General features: G+C 59.1%; 21 protein-coding genes. 15 read left to right on the plus strand and 6 right to left on the minus strand.

The window, feature by feature from the left end:
• Positions 1–95: 95 nt before the first annotated feature.
• From ACQZ63_RS24850 to ACQZ63_RS24865, 4 genes are all read left to right on the plus strand, one after another.
• The gene (locus ACQZ63_RS24850) at positions 96–1,064 is read left to right on the plus strand and encodes a tripartite tricarboxylate transporter substrate binding protein BugD (RefSeq protein ID WP_156598183.1); all 969 of its coding nucleotides are present in this window, start codon (positions 96–98) and stop codon (positions 1,062–1,064) included.
• A gap of 116 nt (positions 1,065–1,180) precedes the next feature.
• Positions 1,181–2,257: a tartrate dehydrogenase gene (locus tag ACQZ63_RS24855; RefSeq protein ID WP_173998212.1), complete on the plus strand. Its 1,077-nt coding sequence runs from the start codon at positions 1,181–1,183 to the stop codon at positions 2,255–2,257.
• Between the two features lie 39 nt (positions 2,258–2,296).
• Positions 2,297–2,764: a tripartite tricarboxylate transporter TctB family protein gene (locus tag ACQZ63_RS24860; RefSeq protein WP_046802342.1), complete on the plus strand. Its 468-nt coding sequence runs from the start codon at positions 2,297–2,299 to the stop codon at positions 2,762–2,764.
• 13 nt (positions 2,765–2,777) lie between these two features.
• A complete protein-coding gene (locus ACQZ63_RS24865; protein ID WP_173998345.1) occupies positions 2,778–4,283 on the plus strand; it encodes a tripartite tricarboxylate transporter permease in 1,506 nt (501 codons plus the stop codon).
• Positions 4,284–4,601: 318 nt separating this feature from the next.
• Here ACQZ63_RS24865 and ACQZ63_RS24870 read toward each other — a convergent pair whose 3' ends face one another.
• The gene (locus ACQZ63_RS24870; protein WP_211387618.1) at positions 4,602–4,985 is read right to left on the minus strand and encodes a VOC family protein; all 384 of its coding nucleotides are present in this window, start codon (positions 4,983–4,985) and stop codon (positions 4,602–4,604) included.
• A gap of 72 nt (positions 4,986–5,057) precedes the next feature.
• Positions 5,058–5,804 (minus strand): SDR family NAD(P)-dependent oxidoreductase, encoded by a 747-nt coding sequence (locus tag ACQZ63_RS24875; protein ID WP_173998217.1) that lies wholly within the window; start codon positions 5,802–5,804, stop codon positions 5,058–5,060.
• 115 nt (positions 5,805–5,919) lie between these two features.
• Here ACQZ63_RS24875 and ACQZ63_RS24880 point away from each other — a divergent pair, with 115 nt between their 5' ends.
• Positions 5,920–6,513 (plus strand): TetR family transcriptional regulator, encoded by a 594-nt coding sequence (locus tag ACQZ63_RS24880; protein ID WP_173998219.1) that lies wholly within the window; start codon positions 5,920–5,922, stop codon positions 6,511–6,513.
• A gap of 50 nt (positions 6,514–6,563) precedes the next feature.
• On the opposite strand, the gene ACQZ63_RS24885 is transcribed toward ACQZ63_RS24880, so the two are convergent.
• Positions 6,564–7,451: an AraC family transcriptional regulator gene (locus tag ACQZ63_RS24885; RefSeq protein WP_173998221.1), complete on the minus strand. Its 888-nt coding sequence runs from the start codon at positions 7,449–7,451 to the stop codon at positions 6,564–6,566.
• 135 nt (positions 7,452–7,586) lie between these two features.
• On the opposite strand from ACQZ63_RS24885, the gene ACQZ63_RS24890 reads away from it, so the two are divergent.
• From ACQZ63_RS24890 to ACQZ63_RS24905, 4 genes are read left to right on the plus strand one after another with little or no spacing between them, the layout of a single operon-like run.
• Complete coding sequence (locus ACQZ63_RS24890; RefSeq protein ID WP_173998223.1) at positions 7,587–8,330, plus strand: SDR family NAD(P)-dependent oxidoreductase; 744 nt, start codon at positions 7,587–7,589, stop codon at positions 8,328–8,330.
• A 16-nt stretch (positions 8,331–8,346) separates the two neighbouring features.
• Complete coding sequence (locus tag ACQZ63_RS24895; RefSeq protein ID WP_173998225.1) at positions 8,347–8,742, plus strand: VOC family protein; 396 nt, start codon at positions 8,347–8,349, stop codon at positions 8,740–8,742.
• A gap of 1 nt (position 8,743) precedes the next feature.
• Complete coding sequence (locus ACQZ63_RS24900) at positions 8,744–9,724, plus strand: saccharopine dehydrogenase family protein (RefSeq protein ID WP_173998227.1); 981 nt, start codon at positions 8,744–8,746, stop codon at positions 9,722–9,724.
• Between the two features lie 10 nt (positions 9,725–9,734).
• Positions 9,735–10,061: a nuclear transport factor 2 family protein gene (locus ACQZ63_RS24905; protein WP_173998229.1), complete on the plus strand. Its 327-nt coding sequence runs from the start codon at positions 9,735–9,737 to the stop codon at positions 10,059–10,061.
• 18 nt (positions 10,062–10,079) lie between these two features.
• Here the strand turns inward: ACQZ63_RS24905 and ACQZ63_RS24910 are convergent, their stop codons facing one another.
• Positions 10,080–10,619: a TetR/AcrR family transcriptional regulator gene (locus tag ACQZ63_RS24910; protein WP_336510315.1), complete on the minus strand. Its 540-nt coding sequence runs from the start codon at positions 10,617–10,619 to the stop codon at positions 10,080–10,082.
• A gap of 220 nt (positions 10,620–10,839) precedes the next feature.
• Here ACQZ63_RS24910 and ACQZ63_RS24915 point away from each other — a divergent pair, with 220 nt between their 5' ends.
• From ACQZ63_RS24915 to ACQZ63_RS24940, 6 genes are all read left to right on the plus strand, one after another.
• Positions 10,840–11,583, plus strand: a complete 744-nt coding sequence (locus ACQZ63_RS24915; protein ID WP_173998233.1) for an SDR family NAD(P)-dependent oxidoreductase — start codon at positions 10,840–10,842, stop codon at positions 11,581–11,583.
• A gap of 92 nt (positions 11,584–11,675) precedes the next feature.
• A complete protein-coding gene (locus ACQZ63_RS24920; RefSeq protein ID WP_336510316.1) occupies positions 11,676–13,091 on the plus strand; it encodes an MFS transporter in 1,416 nt (471 codons plus the stop codon).
• A 43-nt stretch (positions 13,092–13,134) separates the two neighbouring features.
• Positions 13,135–13,611: a nuclear transport factor 2 family protein gene (locus ACQZ63_RS24925; RefSeq protein WP_173998238.1), complete on the plus strand. Its 477-nt coding sequence runs from the start codon at positions 13,135–13,137 to the stop codon at positions 13,609–13,611.
• 10 nt (positions 13,612–13,621) lie between these two features.
• Positions 13,622–14,350: an SDR family oxidoreductase gene (locus tag ACQZ63_RS24930; protein ID WP_173998240.1), complete on the plus strand. Its 729-nt coding sequence runs from the start codon at positions 13,622–13,624 to the stop codon at positions 14,348–14,350.
• Between the two features lie 39 nt (positions 14,351–14,389).
• Positions 14,390–14,872 carry a nuclear transport factor 2 family protein gene (locus ACQZ63_RS24935; protein ID WP_173998242.1) on the plus strand — a complete coding sequence of 161 codons (483 nt, stop codon included), beginning with the start codon at positions 14,390–14,392 and terminating at the stop codon, positions 14,870–14,872.
• A gap of 11 nt (positions 14,873–14,883) precedes the next feature.
• Positions 14,884–15,612, plus strand: a complete 729-nt coding sequence (locus tag ACQZ63_RS24940; RefSeq protein WP_173998244.1) for an SDR family oxidoreductase — start codon at positions 14,884–14,886, stop codon at positions 15,610–15,612.
• A 456-nt stretch (positions 15,613–16,068) separates the two neighbouring features.
• Here ACQZ63_RS24940 and ACQZ63_RS24945 read toward each other — a convergent pair whose 3' ends face one another.
• Both ACQZ63_RS24945 and ACQZ63_RS24950 read right to left on the minus strand, forming a co-directional pair.
• Positions 16,069–17,235: an IS110 family RNA-guided transposase gene (locus ACQZ63_RS24945; RefSeq protein ID WP_173998246.1), complete on the minus strand. Its 1,167-nt coding sequence runs from the start codon at positions 17,233–17,235 to the stop codon at positions 16,069–16,071.
• A 170-nt stretch (positions 17,236–17,405) separates the two neighbouring features.
• Positions 17,406–17,810, minus strand: a complete 405-nt coding sequence (locus ACQZ63_RS24950; RefSeq protein WP_173998248.1) for a RidA family protein — start codon at positions 17,808–17,810, stop codon at positions 17,406–17,408.
• Position 17,811: the final 1 nt, after the last annotated feature.

A 17,811-nucleotide genomic window follows, 5' to 3' on the forward strand; every position in this document is an offset into this window, starting at 1 on the left:
ACAAACGGGCGTGCATCTATAAATGTAAGCTTGCATGCAAGATAGCATGGAAAGGATGTGGAGGCATCCTTCGCGATCTCAGGGAGGAAAGCGCGATGAAAAAGGTACTGTTGTCCCTCACAGGTGTCCTGTTTGCCATGTCCAGCCATATGGTGCTGGCGCAGGAGAACTATCCTGATCGACCCATCACAATCGTGGTGCCTGCAGCGGCAGGTGGACCGAGTGACACCGTGGCGCGCCTAGTGGCGCAGTCGATGTCCACGACCCTTGGCCAGCAGGTGCTGATCGAAAACATGGGCGGCGCCGGCGGCTCGCTTGGTGCCGCAACAGTGGCGCAGGCGGACCCCGATGGCTACCGGTTGCTGCTCTACCATATCGGGGTGGCCACCTTCGCTGCGCTCTACCCGAACCTGACCTACAAGCCTATCGAAGACTTTTCGAGCGTCGGGCTGATTACCGAGGTCCCGATGACGGTCGTCGGCAGGAAGGACTTCGAGCCGAAGACGTTCACCGATCTCGTTTCCTATGTGAAGGCAAACGGGCCTGCCGTCACCTTCGGGACCGCTGGCACCGGCGCCGTTTCCGATCTCTGCGGCAGGTTGCTGCAAGACGCCCTCGGCACCAAGATCACTCTGGTGCCTTACAAGGGCATGGGCCCCGCAATGACCGATCTCATTGGCGGTCGTATCGACCTCGCCTGCGACCAGACGACCAACACCACGACCCAGATCAAGGCCGGTGAGGTTCATCCTTATGCGGTGACAACGAAGGCGCGGATTGGCGTGCTGCCAGATCTTCCGACTGTGGAAGAGAGCGGCCTGCAAGGGTTCGAGCTCAGTGCCTGGCATGCGCTCTGGGCACCCAAGGAAACGCCTGAAGCCATCCGCAGCAAGCTTGCGGAAGCGTTGCGCGCCGCACTCAAGGATCCGGTCGTGATCGAGCGTTTTGCGAGCCTTGGAACCGCACCGGTATCGGAAGATCTGGCGACACCGGCGGCGCTTGACCAGAAGTTCGCGTCTGAAGTCGAGCGACTGACGAAGCTGATCAGCGAAAGCGGCAAGTAACCTCGGTTTGGTCGGCGGCTGAGAATAAGCCGCCGATCCATCATTCGTCATGGCCACGGGCCATGCGTCCGGCGCTTGACCCTGAGCGCTAGCCCTTGAACAGGAGCGAACTTCCCATGCGTGAATACAAGATTGCAGCGATCCCTGCGGATGGGATTGGTCCTGAGGTTATAGCTGCGGGTCTTCAGGTTCTGGAGGCGCTGGAACAGCGCAGCGGCGACTTCAAGATCCATACCGAGACCTTCGACTGGGGTTCGGACTATTACAAGAAGCACGGCGTGATGATGCCGGCCGACGGGCTGGACACGCTGAAGAAGTTCGATGCGATCTTCTTCGGTGCGGTCGGCGCCCCTGACGTTCCCGACCATATCACGCTCTGGGGTCTGCGCCTGCCGATCTGCCAGGGGTTCGACCAGTACGCCAATGTGCGCCCGACGAAGATCCTGCCCGGCATCACGCCGCCCTTGCGCAATTGCGGTCCAGGCGATCTCGACTGGGTCATCGTGCGGGAGAATTCCGAAGGCGAGTATTCCGGCCATGGCGGCCGCGCCCATAGGGGCCTTCCGGAAGAAGTTGGAACGGAAGTGGCGATCTTCACCCGCGTCGGCGTGACCCGCATTATGCGCTACGCCTTCAAGCTGGCCCAGGCGCGCCCGCGCAAACTGCTGACTGTCGTCACCAAGTCGAACGCCCAGCGCCATGGCATGGTGATGTGGGACGAGATCGCAGCAGAGGTTTCGACGGAGTTCCCGGATGTCACCTGGGACAAGATGCTGGTCGATGCGATGACGGTGCGCATGACGCTGAAGCCGGAGACGTTGGATACGATCGTAGCGACCAATCTGCATGCCGACATCCTGTCGGATCTGGCTGGTGCTCTCGCTGGCAGCCTCGGGGTTGCGCCGACGGCCAACATCGACCCGGAGCGCCGTTTCCCATCAATGTTTGAGCCGATCCACGGATCTGCCTTCGACATTACCGGCAAGGGTATCGCCAACCCGATCGCCACTTTCTGGACTGCCGCGCAGATGCTCGAGCATCTCGGTGAACGCGACGCCGCCGCACGGCTGATGAGCGCCGTCGAGCGCGTGACCGAAGCGGGCATCCTGACCCCTGACGTGGGTGGCACCGCCAACACCAGCCAAGTCACCGAAGCCGTATGCAACGCAATCGCAGGATCGAATATCATCTGAACGGGAGGACCGTCAGGGGACGCCAGAGGGGAGGAGACCATGGCTACACTCGAAAAGTACACCCGGAAAAACCTGATTGCCGGTGGCATCTTCATCGCCATCGCGGCCTCGTTCGCTGTGCAGGGTCTAAGATATGAGTTCGGGACCGCTACCCAGATGGGCCCGGGCTTTTTCCCGGTGGTGCTCGCTTTCGTATTGGGTGCACTAGGCGTCGTCATCGGCCTTGATGGCTTGCGCAGTGAGCCGGAGCCGACCGATGGTTCCGTGCCCTGGCGCGGGCTCGTCCTTATCTGTCTGGCACTTGCCATCTTTGCAGCCGGAGCCCGCGATCTTGGGCTCGTACCCGTCGTCCTGCTGTGCACGTTCATGACGGCACTCGCGTCTCGCCGAAACTCGCTGGTATCGGCGGCTATGATGGCCGCCGTCATCGCCACTCTTTGCTATCTGGTCTTCAAGGTCGGGCTGGCAGTTGCCATTCCGACATTCGGGCCGGTTTTCGGACTATGAGGTGCTCACCATGATGGATCTGATCTCGAATCTTGCCCTTGGCTTCGAAACGGCTCTCACGCCGATAAACATCGTCTGGTGTTTCGTTGGCGTACTGCTCGGCACGCTCGTTGGCGTATTGCCCGGCATCGGGCCGACAGCGACGATCGCGATGCTTCTGCCGATCACGTTTACATTCTCCCCGGTAACGTCCTTGATCATGCTTTCGGGCATCTACTATGGCGCCCAGTATGGTGGGTCCACAACAGCAATCCTCATCAACCTGCCGGGGGAAAGTTCTTCCGCTGTCACAGCGATCGATGGCTATCAGATGGCCCGAAAGGGGCGTGCCGGCCAAGCATTGGCAACCGCGGCGCTCGGATCCTTCTTCGCAGGCTGCGTGGCAACTATGCTGTTGGCGATCGCGGCTCCGCCGCTTGCCTCCATCGCGCTCGAATTTGGCGCGCCGGAATATTTTGCCCTGATCGTTCTCGGGCTGCTCGTTTCGATCTCACTCGCTCACGGTTCCGTCCTGAAGGCGCTGGGCATGATCGTCATCGGCTTGCTGCTTGGGACGGTGGGCCAGGACATCTATACGGGCGAGGAGCGCTTCACGTTCGGTCGCCTGGAATTGTCGCAGGGGATCAACTTTGTTTCGATTGCCGTCGGAATATTCGGGGTCTCCGAAATCTTCCGCAACCTTCAGAACGAGCACACGCGCGAAATCGGGGTGAAACACGTCACGAACCTTTGGCTGACGAAAAACGATTTCCGGCGGATTATCGGCCCTGTATTGCGGGGAACGGCGCTTGGCTCGCTTCTCGGCGTATTGCCGGGCGGCGGTCACGTATTGGCGTCCTTTGCCAGCTATTCGGTCGAGAAGAACCTGTCGAAAAATCCGGCCGAATTTGGCCATGGCGCGATCGAAGGTGTGGCGGGACCCGAAAGCGCCAACAACGCAGCGGCTCAGACGTCCTTCATTCCGCTGCTTACCCTCGGCATTCCGGCCCATCCAGTCATGGCACTCATTGTTGGCGCCTTCATCCTGCAGGGGATCACGCCGGGGCCGGACGTCATTACCAGCCAGCCGGCGCTGTTCTGGGGCATCATCGCATCGATGTGGATCGGTAACCTGTTGCTGGTGATCCTCAACCTGCCGCTGATCGGGCTGTGGGTGAAGATGCTGACCATTCCCTACCGCATGCTGTTTCCGGCCATCGTCATCTTTGCCTCGATCGGATGCTATTCCATCAACAACAACCCCTTCGACGTCTATGCAATCATCGTCTCGGGCATACTTGGCTACGTTCTGATCCGTGTGGGCTGCGAACCGGCACCCCTTCTGCTGGGCTTCGTTCTGGGACCGCTGCTCGAGGAGCATCTCCGGCGGGCGATGATCATCTCTCGCGGCGACGCGACGGTGTTCGTCACAAACCCGATCGCTGCATCGCTGCTCGGCTTGGGTCTGGTCTGCGTAATCCTGGCGCTCCTACCGTCGATACGTTCCAAGCGCGATCAAGTGTTCGTGGAGGACGACTGATGCCGGGCATTTTCATGTCCTCGGGCGCCAGGGCGAGTTTTCAAGTGATGGGGTGTGAGAGCTACCTTCTTTCGCGAACGCCGAATGATGTGATTATTTTCTATAATAAACTTTCGCCGCCCAGTTGCTGTAGCAGTCTTGCAGACCAAAGGCTTAGCCGAAACAACTGGAACCGAAAGTTCGATCCCCATCAAGGCGTGAGATTGTGGCGTTCAAAAAAAGGGTCCAAGGGGCGGGCTTGTTCTTGGGAAGAAGCTCCGGGTATAGGCGAGGACCGTCACCAGAGCAGGGCGACTATCCGCACTGGTGATAATCATATCAGATCTGGCAAACAGCCTCGATGTTGTTTCCATCTGGGTCGAGAACGTAGGCCGCATAATAGCTTGAGTGATAATGTTCTCGAATACCAGGCGGGCCGTTGTCGCGCCCACCGCTCTTCATAGCCGCCGCATAGAAAGCATCTACCGCTGCTCGACTGTCGGCCGTGAATGCAACATGGATTGCGGCGCGCTGCCCCTTCCTTTCGTGAATCCACAGACTGGGATAGCCACCGCGACCAAACCCATATCTCGTCCCTCCATGTTTCGTGTGTGCTGGATCGACGGAGATGACGACATGAAAGCCCAGAGGGGCAAGGGCCTCCTCATAGAAGGCTTTCAATAGCTCCCCATCCGAAACAGGAAATTCGATGTGATTTAACAGATCCATGGATCATTCTTTCTGTCGGTCGGCTTGGCGTGCCGGGCAATGTCCAAGACCGGCGGGCTCGTTTGGTTAGACTTGTGATGCGCCGCCATCGGCGAACAGTTCAATGCCATTGACATAGCTTGCGGCATCGCTTGCAAGGAAAGCCGCAACTTCCGCGACTTCTTCCGGCTCGCCAATGCGTCCGATCGGGCTTTTGCTGGTCAGGAACTCCATGCCTTCTTTTGCGTGGTCACCGAATGCAATGCGGAGAGAGTCGGTGTTCGTCGGGCGGGGGCTTACGATGTTGATCCTGATCCCGGAGCCCTTCAGGTCGCTGATCCAGCTTCGAACGAGATTGCGGACGGCAGCCTTGGTGGCGCCGTAGATGCTCATTGTCGGCCCCGGATCGATCGAAGCCGTTGAACCGACAATGACCACGGAGGATCCCTTGCGCAGCAGCGGCAGTGCTTCCTGAACGGTAAAAACTATACCCTTGACGTTGGTGTCAAACTGCTCGTTATAGGCTTCTTCGGTGATCTGCCCGAGGGGTGCGTGGATACCTTTTCCGGCATTGGCAACCAGAACATCGATGTGACCAAAACGATCGCTGATGTGGCGGAACAGCTCGCGCAGGGCAGCAGGATTGGCAACATCACCGACTATGCGTTCCGAATTGGCACCGAGTGCGATGAGGGCCTTGTCCAGTGCTTCTGCGCGTCGGCCGACTATCACCACATGCATGTCGGATGCGATCAGTCGTCTGGCGATCGCCAGTCCGATGCCACTGCTGCCGCCGGTAATCACAGCGATCTTTTTGGAAATCTCGTTCGTCATACTCGTTGCTCCTTTTCGCAGGACAGATAATAGCAATCACTACAAACGCATTGCAATGCCGATTGCCAAAATATGTAGCGATTGCTATTATCTCCTTCTAACAATGGAGATAAATGTGGCTGAAACTGCTCGTACACGCCGTCCGCGCCGCCCGTTTGACCGGCAGTTGGGGCTGGAACGCGCTCAGCGTCTGTTTCACGAGCGCGGCTACGATGGGGTCAGTCTCGCCGACCTTACCGAGGCCCTCGAAATCAATCCGCCGAGCCTTTATGCGGCCTATGGCAGCAAGGCTGGACTGTTCCGAAGCGTTCTCGATCGGTACATGATGGACCAGGCGTTGCCGCTTTCCGGGTTCTTCGACGGACGCGATCTGGGTGATGCCGTCGCCCTGCTTCTTGTTTCCGCTGCCGACCAGTATTCGCGCAATGGCGACTGCCGGGGCTGCCTGGTGACGGAGGGCGCACGTGCTGCGGATGCCGATGCGCGCAGGATCGCTCAGGAATTCAGTGCCATCATGAATAGCGCCATTCGCGAGGAGCTTATCAAGCGCGCGCCTGACGATGGCGATATCATCACCGATCTGGTGGTCACCATAATTCGCGGCCTATCGGCTTCGGCCTATACGGGGATGGAAAGATCGCGGTTAATGGCAACAGCCGAACGGGCCGGTGCCATGTTCAGGTCGATAAATAGCTCGGCAGCTCCGTAATTTACGATATGTCTCTTCTCAAGAAAGCAGCTTGCCGAAGCGCCGCCGCGCTACGTGACCTTGAGCTCGTGCGTCGCCTTGGCGAGGTCTTTCGAAGGCGGAAGCCCAAACAGTCGCGTGTATTCGCGACTGAACTGGTTCGGGCTTTCGTATCCTACCCCGAAGGAAACCGATGTCGCGTTGCCCTGCCCGGCGATCAGCAGGGAGCGGGCATGGAGAAGGCGGACGCGTTTCTGGTATTGCAAGGGGCTAAGCGCAGTGACCGCCTTGAAGTGGCGGTGGAATGCTGACACACTGAGGGCCGCCATTTCGGCCAGCGCCTCGACCCTGATCGTCTCGGCAAAGTTTTGACGGATCCAGTTGATTGCCACGCTGATGCGCGACAGCGCGGTATCCGGCGAAGCAATATCTCGAAGCATCCAGCCAAGCTGTCCCTGGAGGACGCGGAAGAGTATTTCCCTCTCGTAGACGGGGGAGAGTATCGCGATTTCGTCTGGTCTCTCCATCAGCCGCAACATCCGGATCCAGGCGTCGAGAACTTCCTCGTTGACCGGGGCAACGGAAAACCCCGAGCCGAACAGCTCGCTTGATACCTTGACGGGCAGGTCGCGGATCAAGCCCGCAACGATAGTCGGGTCGAGTGTCAGGCTGACCGCCAGATAGGGTTCGCCCGCCGACGACGGATGCACAGATCCGACGGCCGGCAGATCCACAGACATCACGAAATAGGTCGCTGGGTCGTAGTGGAACGTCCGGTCACCCACCGTCATCGTCTTCGATCCTGTCAGAATCAGGTTGACCATCGGATCATAGACGGCGGCGAGCTGGTGCTCGGGGATTTCACCCTGCACCATCGCCACGCGCGGAATGCCAGTCTCGGTGCGCCTGTTCTCGGCCTTCGACGCCAGTGCGCGCAGTTCGGTCAATTGCTTTTCCATGTTTCTGACCTTTGCAGAGCTTCGATGAGCGCGCAAGACGAAAGCAGAAATAGGCAAGTTTCAGAGAGAAATGGGTGAGCGAACGACCCGGCGCCGACGTAGCTTCAGGTCAACACAGACATGGAGCAAAGAGACATGAAAATTGTCATCATTACCGGCGGCAGCCGAGGCCTTGGAGCCAGCACCGCGATCCACTGCGCAAAGCGCGGCATGGGCGTTGTCGTCACCTACAACAGCAATCCCGCCAAAGCCGATGAGGTTGTCAGCGAGATCGTGGCGCAGGGCGGCAAGGCCGTCGCATTGAAGCTCGATGTCGGCGACATCAGCGCATTCCCGGAATTCCGGGATGCGGTCAAGGTACAACTTCAGACGGTCTGGGGCCGTCAGACCTTCGACTACCTCGTCAACAATGCCGGATACGGTCTTTACGCTCCGATCACCGATGTGTCGGAAGACCAGTTCGATGGCCTGTTCAACGTCCATCTCAAAGGGCCGTTCTTCCTGACCCAGATCCTGCTGCCGCTGATGGAGGACGGCGGTCATATCGTCAACATGACAAGCGCCACAAGCCGCGTCGCAACCGCGGGCGTTGCCCCATACGCATCGTTCAAAGGCGGCCTGGAAGTTCTGACCCGCTACATGGCCAAGGAATTTGGCGAGCGACGCATCCGGGCAAACTCTATCGCCCCGGGTGCCATCCGCACCGAACTAGGGGGGGGTCTCAACGATGAGTTCGAAGCGATGCTGGCGGGACAGACTGCTCTCGGTCGGGTGGGCGAGCCGGAAGAGATCGGCGGCGTGATTGCCAGCCTGCTATCTGAGGAGAGCCGCTGGATCAACGCCCAGAATATCGAAGTCGCCGGCGGCTACATCATCTGATCCAAAGGAGAGCGCCATGCTCGACCATGTCTTTCTGTCGGTCAGCGACATCGACCGCTCCATCGCTTTCTATGAGGCGGCGCTCGCACCTCTCTGGATCGCCCACGCCATCGACTACGACGGAAAGGACGGCCCTCCCGGCCATCCCGATCTCAAAGGTTTTGGGGCGAACGGCCGGGTGTTCTTCTGGCTCCGCATGGGCGTCGTCGAAGCGCGCGCCGCGCATGTTGGGTTTATCGCCAACGGCAAGTTACAGGTCGATGCCGCCTATGCCGCAGCCATGGCTGCAGGGGCCACCGAGATCCATCCGCCCGGACCGCAGCTTCACTACGACCCTCGCTACTACGCGGCACAGGTCCGCGATCTCGACGGCTACTCACTCGAATTTGTCTACAAGGAATGGCAGCACTGACATGAAGAAAATGATGATTTACGGCGCGACTGGATACACGGGGCGCATGGTGGCAGAACATGCCAGGTCTGCCGGCACTCAGGTCGTGCTGGCAGGACGCAGCGAAGGAGCCCTGGCCAAGCTCGCGGCCGAACACGGTGCCGAGTACCGGGTTTTCGCGCTCGAAGATGCCGACACGATCGACCGGAATCTTACGGATATATCAGTCCTGCTAAACTGCGCCGGTCCCTTCATGCGGACCGCGAAACTGTTGATGGAAGCCTCCATCCGCAACGGCATGCACTATCTCGATACCGCGGCCGAACTCGACAGCTATCGTCTGGCCGAACTGCTCGACGGCGATGCGAGAGCTGCGGGCGTGATGTTGATGCCTGGCGGTGGTGGCAGTGTTGCCATGCTCGGAAGCCTCGCCGGACATGCCGTCGCAAGGGTGCAGAATCCCCGCAAGATCAGTATTGCGATGCATGTGTCCGGTGGGATGTCCCGGGGATCCGCCATCAGCGCGACCGAGAACATGACGGCTGAGACGCTCGCGCGCGTGGATCGAGAGCTGGTCACGGTCGCAAACAGCATCCGGAAGTTCGACTTCGGTCAGGGCGCTGTCGACAGTTTCCAGGTGACACTTCCCGATCTCATCACCATCTGGCGTTCGACGGGGGTTCCCAACATCGAGACCTTCGTGCACGTGACGGGCAATGGTTTTCCACAGGGCGATCTCTCCCTGCTCCCCGATGGGCCGACGGAAGACGAGCGGCTGGCGAACCGCTATCAGGCAATCGTCGAAGTGACCGATGCCCAAGGGAAGGTTTTCCGCTCGCTCCTCGACACGGTCAACGGCTACAGCTTTACCGCAATCGCGGTGGCGGAGGCCGGGCGTCGCGTCCTGGCGGGCGAGGCCAGGGGAGGGTTTCAGACACCGGTCGGACTGTTTGGCAATGGATTTGCCGAAACGATCGCCGACACCACAATCATCGATCTCTGAGGAGCAAGCCATGCAGAAGCTCATCGAGAACTTTATCCGAGTCACCAACGCTTTCGACCTCGACGGTGCACTATCCCTGTTCGCAGTGGATGCTGTCATCCATGACGTATCTGTCGGCGATGCATTCGTCGGAACTGAAGGTGTGCGACGCTACATCGAGCGGTTCTTCGTCGGGTACAATACCCGCAGTGAGCTTCTGTCGATGGAAAACCTCGACGACTTGAATACGGTCGTTCGCCTGGATTTCACAGGTGACTTCGGTCACGAGATCGGCACCCTCAAAATTGCGGCAAATTCAGCCGGCCTGATCGAACGGATCGACGCGGATATCGAGTAAGTGCCGAGACGGAATGGATCAGGCCGTGCGCGTGTCGAAATCGCCTTCCAGCGCGCGCCCGGCCATCTCCGCACAATGGGTCAGACGTTCGGTCGAATAACCGAGGCACGCATAGGAGGACAGACCGCGAAGGGTCATCAGGACATAGTCGGTGACGCGCTCCGGATCCTTCGCCTGATGTTCTCGGATGTAGTTGCCAATGATGTCGCTGCCGCCCTTGGCAAGCTCGGCAGCCATGCTTCTCGCCGTTTCGTCGTCAGCGCGCATGCCTTCAGTAACCATGCATCCCTTCCACTTGTCGTGGCGGGTATAGTGTTCCGTCGCCCTGACGAAGAGTTCCGTCAAGGCTTCCACAGGCTTGCTATCGGACGTGAGGATATCGTCCAAAGGCAGGAAATCTGTCTCGACGTAGCGCTTCATCGCCCGATTGAACAGCTCGGCCTTGCTGCCATAGGCCGCGTAGAGGCTAGGTGCCACGATACCGAGCGCATCGCACAGCTCCGCCACGCCTACGGCATCATAGCCGCGTTCGTGGAAGAGGCCTTGAGCGATTGCCACTCCCTCTTCCCGGTCAAACGCTGGACGTCTTTTGCGAGCCTTTGATTCCATGGACCACCCTGTTCAGCCTTTCTTTATAGCGAACGCTAGCTCCGGCGACAAGCGCGATCGGAAAATATATAGCGACTGCTAAATAGGTGTTGCGCTGACCGTCGATCGGATATAGCTATCTATATAGTGACCACTAAATAGGTCGCCCATATCCATAAAGGAAACATCGATGTCATATGAAGGAAAAGTCGCGCTGGTCACGGGCGGGTCGTCGGGGATCGGTCTCGGGATCGCCAAGGAACTGGCTTCGCTCGGCGCGAAAGTCATCATCACCGGTCGTCAGGATGCGAAGCTGGATGCAGCGGTGAAGGAGATCGGCGGCGCCACGAAGGGCATCAAAGCGGACGTTTCGGATCTTCAGGATCTCGACAGGCTGTATGCAGACATCAAGGCCGAGTATGCGACGCTCGACATCCTCGTCGCCAATGCGGGCTTCGGCATCCTGGCTCCATTAGGTGCCATCACCGAAGAGCAGTATGACAGCATTTTCGACACCAATCTGAAGGGTGTCATCTTCACCGTGCAGAAGGCTCTCCCTCTGATGGGACCCGGCTCCGCAGTCGTCCTTATCGGATCGACGGCCTCCATCCAGCCAGGCGGCTCCATGAGCGTCTACGGCGCAACCAAAGCAGGCCTGCGCAATCTGGCCAGATCCTGGATCGAAGACATCCGGGGCACTGGTATCCGCATCAACGTCGTCAGCCCAGGACCGATCAAGACCCAGTCTCTCCATGACTACTTCCCGGACGACAAGCGGGACGAGATTATGGCTTACCTCGAGACCAGGAGCACTGTTGGCCGTCTGGGGCAGCCGGAAGACATTGCAAAAGCCGTTGCGTTTCTCGCAAGCGAGGATGCCGGTTACATCAACGGCGTCGAGCTGATCGTCGACGGCGGCGCGTCCCAGGTCTGACGCCCACGGGCCGAGCCTGGCTCAGCACAACCTTCCAAAACCGTGACTTCAAGAAAGGGTGGCGCGACATGGCGACCAGCGAAGGAGGACCCGTGTCCTCAAATTCTGCACGTCTTCGACCAGCGCTGGCGCTGGCGACGATCCTGACAGCGCAGCTCATGCTGACGATGGATTTTCTGATCGTTCTGGTCGCTCTACCCAAGATCCAGACAGAGCTCGGTTTTACCCCGGCCGGGCTTTCGTGGGTGCCGAACGCTTTCGCCCTGGCGTTCGGCGGCCTGCTACTGCTCGGTGGTCGTCTCGGTGACATCTGCGGCCAGGTGAAGGCCTTCAAGATCGGCATCGCCATCTTCGTCGCAGCATCGCTTCTGGGCGGGGTGGCAGGAACACCACTTCTCCTCATTGCCGCCCGTGTCCTTCAGGGCATGGGGGCCGCCCTCGCGGGGCCAAGTGTTCTCGCGCTGATCACGACGATGGCGCGGGATGAAACCGAGCGGAACCGTGGCCTGTCGCTGTTCATCTCGATATCGTCGGTCGGAGCGTCCGTCGGTCTCATCCTCGGAGGGGCTCTGACCGACCTTTTGTCCTGGCGCTGGTCGCTGCTCATCAATGTTCCGATCGGAGCGGTCGTCCTCGTTCTTATCGGGCTACTGGTCAAGGAAACGCAGCCGAAGCCGGCGCGGCTCGACATCGCGGGTGCGCTGACGGCGACACTCGGATCCGTCGCACTCGTCTACGCCTTCATCAGCGCCGCTGAACATGGCTGGACCGCGGCGTCGACTGTAGTGTCATTTGCCATCTCTATCGGTCTTCTCGTCTCGTTCTTCCGGATCGAGACATGGACTGCAGGACCTTTGCTCGATCTCTCGCTCCTGCAGAGCAGACCCCGCCTCGGCGGACTGGCCGTGATGGCGATCATCGTCGGTATGCACTTCTCGATGCTGTTTCTGATTGTGCAGTACCTGCAGAAAGTCCTCGGCTTTGCGCCCCTTTCAGCCGGGCTCGCCTACCTGCCCCTGTCCGTCACCATATTCACGATTTCTCCCGCCATGCCACGCTTCATCGTCAGGTTCGGGCCGCGGCCGCTACTCGCCATCGGCGGCGTGCTGGTTGCCGCAAGCTTTGTTGGCTTTGCGATGCTCGACGGTGACAGCTCCTATTTCCCTGATGTGCTTGTTCCGCTGGTCGTGCATGCCATTGGCGTTGCCCTGATCTTCGCGCCGGGCACTGTCGCCATCATGGAAGGCGTACCCGATGAGCACGCCGGGGCAGCGTCCGGACTGCTCCAGATGGACCAGCAGGTCGGTGGTGCGCTTGGCCTTGCAATCATCGCGGCCGTTTATGCCGGCAACGCGATGCCTAGTCAGTTCACGATTGGCCTCGGAACTGCTTTCGCCGTGGCCGCTGCGGTCTCGCTTCTGGCCACCGTCATAGCCATCCGGACGGTTCGCCGTAAGCGGCCCTCAACCGGCACTGAGATCCCGCAACCCCAAGCCGTTCACTTCTAAACCAAACGAAGCCCTTGGGCCCGTCAATCACAAAGGAACTGACATGACCAATACAACCGACATCATCGCACGCCTCGATGCCGAAAGCGCAATCACGCGGCTGCTCTCGACCTATACTCATCTCCTTGACGACGGAAAGTTCGATCAGGTCGCGGAACTGCTGCAGCACGCAACCATGGATATTCTCGGCGAAACCGCCAGCACCCGCGACGGTATCGAAAAGTACCTCGCAGCCGGGGTCCAGCGCCATGGGGACGGAACGCCGCGGACTTGGCATCAGATTTCCAACATCATCGTCGACGTCGAAACTTCCGGCGAGAGGGCGACCTCCGTTTGCTACTTCACCGTCCATCAGGAGCTGGAAGATTTCCCGCTGCAGCCAATCTGCACCGGTCGATATGTCGATACGTTCGAGAAGCACGATGGCGAATGGCGTTTCGTATACCGCCTTCTGAAGCCACGCCACTTTGGTGATCTCCATAATCACGTCGGCCAGCCGATCGACAAGTCGAAGGCGTGATGGGGCAGCTATGACCAATCAACCAAGAGCGCTAATTACCGGTGCCAACAAGGGCATCGGGCTCTCGATCGCAAAGGGCCTGGGCCAGCTTGGATATCAGCTCTGGATCGGGTCCCGCGATGCGGAACGAGGCCGGCTTGCCGTCGCTGAACTAGAGAAAGCGGGCATCGACGCGCGCGTGCTTCTGCTCGATGTAGCGGATCCCGGAAGCGTGGAAGCGGCCTCATCCTTTCTGAACAGACAGATCGATGCTCTCGACGTGCTCGTCAACAATGCCGGGATCGCCCTCGGTTTTTCGAACCCACCGAGCGAGCAGCCCATGGACGAGCTTAAGGCCGTCTATGAGGTCAACGTCTTCGGGCCGGTCCGCGTAACCCAGGCCTTTCTACCGCTTCTCAAGAAGGCGAAAGGCGCGCGTATCGTGATGATGAGCAGCGGTCTCGGGTCGCTCGGCCTCGTGACCGATCCGACGTCCATCTACTCCACGGCCAATCTGCTCGCCTACAATTCGTCGAAGACGGCGTTGAATGCGGTGAGCGTTGCCTTCGCCAAGGAGCTCGCGCCGCTCGGCATCAAGGTCAACGCAGTCGAGCCTGGCAGCGTGGCCACCGACCTCAACGGTAACAACGGCGCCCTGACCCCGGACGAGGGGGCTGTCAGTGCGATCCGGCTGGCAACGATCGGCCCCGACGGCCCGACGGGCGGCTTCTTCGGACACGATGGCACCCAGCCCTGGTGACCGCACACGCTTGCTTCCCATTAAAGAAAGGAAATTCTCATGTTCCAGAACCCATCAAAGGTCGACGTTATCGACCGCCTGAACGCCGAGAGCGAAATCGGCCGTCTCATATCCACCTACGTCCACAACGTCGATGACGGCAAGATCGCAGAGAATGCCGAGCTGCTCGCTAACGCAAGGTTCACGGTCGGCGAGACCGTTGTTCACGGCCGAGACGAGGTCGCGCTGTTCTTTAAGAACAATGTCCAGCATCACGAGGACGGAACGCCCAGGACCTGGCATGCGGTCTCGAACGTCATCATTGATATCAATTCAGCCACGAGCGCCAGGGCGGTGAGCTATTTCACCGTCCATCAGGAGCTCCCAGGCCTGCCGCTTCAGCCGATCGTCACAGGCCGATATCTCGATACGTTCGAGTTCGTCGATGGCGAGTGGCGCTTCGCATCACGTTCCGTGCAGCCGCGCCTTATCGGCGAACTTGGCTACCATGTCGCCAGGCCAGTCGACAGCTCCGAAAACTGAGGTGGCAACCCATGACTGAAAAGAAGCATGCGCTGGTAACTGGCGCGAACAAGGGTATTGGGTTTGCCATCGCCAAAGGATTGGCCGAGCAAGGCATGACCGTGTGGATAGGTGCCCGAGATCCCGAGCGTGGGGAGAAGGCGGTCGCGCAGCTGAGGGGCGACGGCCTGGATGTCCGGCTACTCGTCATCGATGTCGCTGACGACACAAGTGTGAGACAAGCAGCCACTCGGCTCTCAGACGAAATCGACGCGCTCCACGTCCTCGTCAACAATGCCGGGATTCTGGTCGATGTCACCACGCCCCCAAGCCAGGTCACGATGGAGGTTATTAAATCGACCTTCGAAGTGAATCTCTTCGGCCCCATTCGCGTGATCCAAGCCGTCGTGCCTCTCCTTAAGGCCGCCGGCGAGGCGCGTATCGTCATGATGGGAAGTGGTGTGGGTTCACTGACCCTGATAACCGACCCGACGTCGCTTTATTCGAGCGTCAATCTGCTCGACTACACCGCCTCCAAGATTGCGCTCAACGCCGTCACGGTTGCCTTCGCGAAAGAGCTGGAGCCCTTCGCCATCAAGGTCAATGTCGTAGAGCCCGGCCATGTCAAGACGGATCTCAACAACAACACGGGCTTCATCTCACCTGAAGAGGGGGCTTTGACAGCGATCAAAATGGCCTTGATCGGAAGCGACGGCCCCACAGGAGGCTTTTTCGGAAGCCATGGTCGTCAGCCGTGGTGATCGTGGGTCGCTGACCACCAGCTAAGATTTCAAGAATGCGGGCGCCAGGCTAGGAGTGGCGCCCGAGAAAGCGAGCTTGCCGACTCCAACATAGATCAGCGTCCTGTGGGTTCAAAAAAAAATGGGAGGGGTCGACGGTTCCGATCCCTTCACATCAGGATTTTTGTCAATTGTTCATTCGAGTGGCATCGATTTTCTCCTTCGTAGGCGGATCCACGGTCTGAGCCCATAGCAATTACCGGCCCCGGTTCTCGGGCCTATACAACCTCACATCCGGTCGCCGCTCTCACGCGGCTGCACCATTATCCCGCTTTCGACGGGCACGGGCTCAGGAGAACGGGACCAAACTCAAGGTCGGCGTTGAAAGCCAAAAGGATCCCCGGTCCGTTCACCTGGATCCGTCAGGGCTGATCAGGCCCTGAGGATTAGAAACTGTGTTTCGCAGCAGTTTGTGTTTCAGGCGGCTTTCATGATTGCACCTTCGATGACGACGCCGGAGCTCACATACTTCCAGAGGGCCACGAGCAGTTTACGCGCGAGCGCAACGATCATCGGCGTCTTTAAGCGGCCGGCGTTCCGCGCGATGCGTTCCTTAAACCATAGCGTTAAAGTCGATCTCGGTTGGTGGCGCAGCCATAGCCAGGCGAGTTCGACCATCGTTGCCCGCAATCGCGGATTTCCCGCTTTCGAGACCCCTTGTTCGCGATTGACGTTGCCGCTTTGCCAAGGGGAGGGCGCAAGGCCCGCATAGGATGCGATTTGCCGCCGATTGTCGAAGTGTCGGAACAAGCCTTCCGTGTAAAGTATCGTAGCGAACTCTGGGCCTATTCCTTTGATGCCTAAAAGCGCGGTCGCTTCTTTCGGCGTTTCCGGCGTCTCCTGAACGATCAAGGCATCTCGCTCGGCTTCAACAGCCTTGATTTGTGTGAGCAACAATTCGAGGCGATCGAGTTCTCTGCAGATTTCCCCTTTCAAATGCTTTGAGAGTGGCCGACCATCGCCAGTCCGAAGTTCTTCCAGACGTTGGCGGCGATCTCGATTGACAGGTTGGTAATCCCGAATTCCTTGCGTGAAGAGCAGCCCCTTTATGCGGTTGACGTGGAAGACACGTTCCGCAATCAGAGTTTTCCGCTCCCGTCCAATCCGTCGATTGTCGTCTTCCTCGGGTGAGAGAAGTTTGACCATTGAGCACGCGCGAGGCTCGCCACGTTTCCATGCCATCAATGCGCGGATCAGCGTTTCGCCGTCGATACGGTCGGTCTTCGCCCGGCGATGGCGGCGCGGCATGGCAATTGATGCGGCTTCTACAATGTGGCTCTCGATCCAAGCTTCCTTGCTGAGCACTCGTCCCAGCCAGAAGCCATCCAGCCCGGCCTCCTGGATCACTACCAGTGGGTAAAGTATGTTCTTTCGCCGAGTGGCTTTCTGACGAAGCGCTGCAAAGCATGCGAACAAGCCGGCAATATCCCCTCCAGTAACAGAGTGGCGGGACATCTTCTCGCTGCCAGGTGACAGAGCTGTCACCAGCCACGTCGATTTACTCAATTCCAACGAGACGAATATTGCGCCAAGATCGACGGCGGTAGTGGTCTGCGCTTGAGTTTGATCTGCTGTTATCGGCATGATTGGCCTCCAGAGAGTTTTCTAGCGACCTCACTCTGCCACGGTGCAGGCCGCTACTCACCCCTGATGGGATCTCAAGGCGTGATGGTCGCATCATGTTCGCGGCCTTCATGAAATGAGACGCAGGTGTCCGGCTCCCGGACGCCCCGCGCCTCATAATACCTTGTACGTTATGGCAGGGCGACCAGAACCTCTATCTCGACAAGCCATTCGGGCATGGCGAGTGCTTCAACGCCGATCCAGGTACTTGCACAAACCGGCCATTTATCGCCGAATATGTCTGAGCCCGCACCGAAGAGCGCCGGAACGAGATCCGGAGTATGCCGGACCACGTAGAGCCTCATTTGCAAGATGTCTTTCGGATGCGCTTCTATGGCCGCGAGGGCGTCGAGGACATTGCTGAAGCATTGCCTCGCCTGGGCCGCGTGATCGTTTCCACCGACGAGTTGACCTGCCCTGTCGACCGCGACCTGGCCCGAGATGGCGGCAAGACGCGCGCCAGGCGGGGTTACGGCGATTTGTGCAATTAGGTGCGAGAAGGCGCCCGTCAGGGACGGGGGATTTAGAGTTTCCATC

It is taken from the genome of Agrobacterium sp. CG160-95 (assembly GCF_053521725.1).